The organism is Ideonella lacteola (assembly GCF_038066555.1).
Lineage (GTDB): Bacteria > Pseudomonadota > Gammaproteobacteria > Burkholderiales > Burkholderiaceae_C > Ideonella > Ideonella lacteola.
Map to the genome: position 1 here is coordinate 1 of NZ_JBBUTG010000057.1, position 3649 is coordinate 3649.

Below are 3649 nucleotides of genomic sequence, written 5' to 3' on the forward strand. Positions count from 1 at the left end.
GCCGCCGAAGGGCGAACAGCCCACGCTGACGATGAAGAAGGCACCCAGAAACCGTTGGCACTTCGCTGAGACTTCACCAGCCCGCTGTTTTCTGATGCCTAACGTTCGACGTAAGGGGCCTGCCGCAGGCAGGTCCCCTTGACGGAGGGGTTAGCCGGCTGTGCATTGAGCAAGACAGCGCTTGATGGAGTGTGCCACCGCTGGCTCGGCTGTTTCACTTGGTAGGCCAGGCGCCGAAGACTTTGGACAGCCACAATCTTGCTCGCCAGGCCGCGACGCCGAACGAAGGGCTGTTTCTGACCCGCTGACCAGGCACGGCGACCTTGGCCTCACAACATGACCGCCCAGAGGTCTTTGGTATTTCTCATCCGATGAACAACCAAGCTCACGACCGCGGGCCATGGCACCGAGCGGCAAGGGTGCGGCGTGGGGCAGACTTGTTCGGCCCCGCGCTGCACGCTTGATGCGGCTTGACCGGAGGCACCAGTTCAGGACGACGGTGGCGGCGCGAGCAGCAGGCGAAGCCTGTTGCGACCTTGGACAGAGAGCGTGACGGCCGGAGCGCTGCGCCGAGGTGGCCAAGAATGCTTCGCACCGACTTTGCACTTTGCCCCCCTCAGACGGCTAACGTTCGACGTAAGGGGTGGCTTGCGGCTTGCCGCAAGACGTCCCCTTGACGGAGGGGTTAGGTTGCCGCGCGATGAAGACGGACACCGGATTCATTGCCTCAATGAAGCGGAGTGGTGACCGCACTTGGGACATTGCTCAAACTTGTAGAGCCAATGCAGCCAATTGTTTGCCGACTGATGGCCGATGGACCACCGAACCCACGCCAGATTGCAGCGTGGGCACTTGACGGCGTAGAGGGCGTAGCCAGCAGCTGCAAGCATGGCGACTGCACCCGCCGCAAGAAGGGCTGCAAATTGGTACCAGGCCGTCTGAGGTGGCAGCCATTGAGCTGCGGTTACAAGAGCAAAGCCTGCGCCAAAGCCGTAGCCCGCTCGCCAAAGCTTGGGCTGCTGACGAGTGGCTCTAAGAAGGGACGATGAACTCATGCGCTCGAACTCGAATGGGCAACCTAACGTTCGACGTAAGGGGCCTGCCGCAGGCAGGTCCCCTTGACGGAGCGGTTAGGCAAAGGGGCCAGAGAACCGAGATGCCTGGAACGCAATGCCACAACCGAAATGTATTTCATGCCCGGTAGCCACGCGAGGCGTGCGTTGGTGGAGCAGAAGACTTGCATGACAAGTGCTACGACGCGGGCCTGGAGAGAAGAAGTATTTCAGCGGCCTCGGTGGAGCGCTGTAATCTCGCCGTGGCAGATATTTCCCACAGAGTACCACCGGCGGTGGCCAAGGAGAGGGGTCCAGCGACCGTGTTGTGCTGCTTTGGCCACCTATATGTGCCCAAGCTGACTCGAATACGGCTGGAACCATCACTGTCCGTGCGCTGGCCGCCGAAGGACGGACAGCCCATGCCGACGATGAAACCGGCACGCGTAAGCCGTTGACGTGTCGCTGAGACTTCACCAGCCAGCTACGTTCTGATGCCTAACGTTCGACGTAAGGGGCGGCCGCAAGTGGGCGAAGCCCGCTTGTGGACGTCCCCTTGACGGAGGGGTTAGGCCGACGGCGGAAGGTAAGGGAGGTGTTCATCGCATTTCAGGCGCGACAGATGACGCCACGTAGACTGGCGGCACCAAGGGCGCGCTTATGTTGCCAGAATCTCGGCGGCGAGACCGGCCTCACTTAGCTCGACCCTGGCGCGCTCGGCCTGATATTTGCGGCCAAACGGGCCAAGCGTGATCTCTGGAATGCGTCGCCACTCTTCGAGAAGAAGTGCTGGGGAATGCTCAGATAAGCCTGGCCCAACCTTTCGCAAGGTGGCTACCTGGCGAACGGAAAGTGGGGGCTGCACGCGAATGCGAAGGAAGAAGGTTGGATCAACCTCTACCGCGCGTTGACTCATTGTGCTGACTCGACTTCGGGTGTACCTGTTCTGGGGCCTAACGTTCGACGTAAGGGGCTGGCCGCAGGCCAGTCCCCTTGACGGAGGGGTTAGGCGAACCCGGATGAGCAAGGAGGCGACCGGAACGCACGGCAACCACCGGGGCGGCAGACGTGACTAGCTTCCCAGAATCATGAGGTCGGCGCGCGTTGACTTCGATCATTGACCGGAACCGATGTGCTCAGTTGCGTGATAGTTCATCTTCGAACACCGCCACGAGATTGGGGCTGTGAGGCCAACTCTTGTGCTCAAAGCACGAAAGGTGCATGCGAATACCCTCTTCCAGTTCGACTTCGTCGCCTTCAATTGAGTCAAAACGAGAGACCATCTGAGGAATATCGTGGAGCGCTTCTGCAATCGCATTGATGCAACTTAAGTCAGCATCAGGCTTCAAAGAGTAGTTGCGCACGAAGATGAATCCGTGGGCTAGGGTGTGAAGAGTGGCAGCAATGATTCGCTGAGATGCAGGCATTGCGTCTTTGCCTAACGTTCGACGTAAGGGGCTGGCCGCAGGCCAGTCCCCTTGACGGAGCGGTTAGGCAAAGCGAGTGGGGCACCGAGATGCCCGGAACGCAATGCCGCAACCGGCATGTATTTGAAGGCTGGTAGCCAGACGATGCAGTGACTGGAAAGGCAGAGTACTTGCATAACAAGTGCTACGACGCTGGGCGGCTGGGACGAAGGACTTCAGCGACCTTGGCAAAGCGCTGGAAGCTTGCCCTGGCAGCGATGGCCCACAGAGTACCACCGACGGTGACCACGGAAAGCCATTCCATTAGCCGTGGTGCGCCGCTGCGGCCACCCAAATGTGCCTAAGCTGACTTGAATACGGCTGCAGCCGCCACGGACCGCGCGCTGGCCGCCGGAGGACGGACAGCCCGTGTCGACGATTGAGTTGCTCCAAAGAAGGCTCGGAAGTGCCGCTGCGCCTTCACCAACCTGCGCCTTCTGATGCCTAACGTTCGACGTAAGGGGCCTGCCGCAGGCAGGTCCCCTTGACGGAGGGGTTATGCGTCATGCTGCAACAGTAAGCGGACCTCTTCAACTTGACGCCCTCCGAGCTCGAACAGCTTCTCGCTGCCGGCGACACGCTGGAAGCCAAAAGCCTCATAGAAGGCAATGCCCCTCCGGTTCTGACTCAGAACCCAGAGTGAAGTGCTGCCAAGACCGGAGGACTGCATATCTTGCACTGCATGCTGCAGCAGCGCTCGGCCAACACCTTGGCCCCAGACGCTTGGCTCCGCGTACAAGGCCCAGATTTCGCCGCGACTTGGCGGCGCATCTTCGTCGCGACACCTACCGAAGCTGATGAAGCCAACTACGCCCTCGCCATGCTGCGCAACGAGTGTTTGTGATTCCTCTTTCTGGAGAATTCCGCACCACCGCAACTCGCGTTCCTCCACGGACAAGCTCGCGAGGAACTCACCATCGAGGATGTCAGCGTAGGCCGTGCGCCATGAGTTGACGTGAACTCGTGCGATTCCTGCAGCGCTTTCGACTTTGGCGGGAGCAATGTTCATGACGCCTAACGTTCGACGTAAGGGGCGGCCCGCTTGCGGGACGTCCCCTTGACGGAGGGGTTAGGCAAAGCGGCCAGAGCACCGAGATGCCTGGAGCGCAATGCCACAATCGAAATGTATTT

Annotated in this window: 2 protein-coding genes; both read right to left on the reverse strand. The window is 60.2% G+C overall.

Going from position 1 to position 3649, the window contains the following annotated elements; genetic code table 11:
* Nucleotides 1-2188: 2188 nt before the first annotated feature.
* On the reverse strand, nucleotides 2189-2416 hold the full coding sequence (locus tag AACH06_RS29850) for a hypothetical protein (protein WP_341429476.1): 228 nt from the start codon (nucleotides 2414-2416) through the stop codon (nucleotides 2189-2191).
* A gap of 598 nt (nucleotides 2417-3014) precedes the next feature.
* On the reverse strand, nucleotides 3015-3527 hold the full coding sequence (locus AACH06_RS29855) for a GNAT family N-acetyltransferase (protein ID WP_341429477.1): 513 nt from the start codon (nucleotides 3525-3527) through the stop codon (nucleotides 3015-3017).
* Between the last annotated feature and the right edge of the window lie 122 nt (nucleotides 3528-3649).

Bases quoted from the DNA above. Each gene is read 5' to 3' on its own strand.
- AACH06_RS29855 (WP_341429477.1), bottom strand. From the start codon at position 3,527: ATGAACATTGCTCCCGCCAAAGTCGAAAGCGCTGCAGGAATCGCACGA.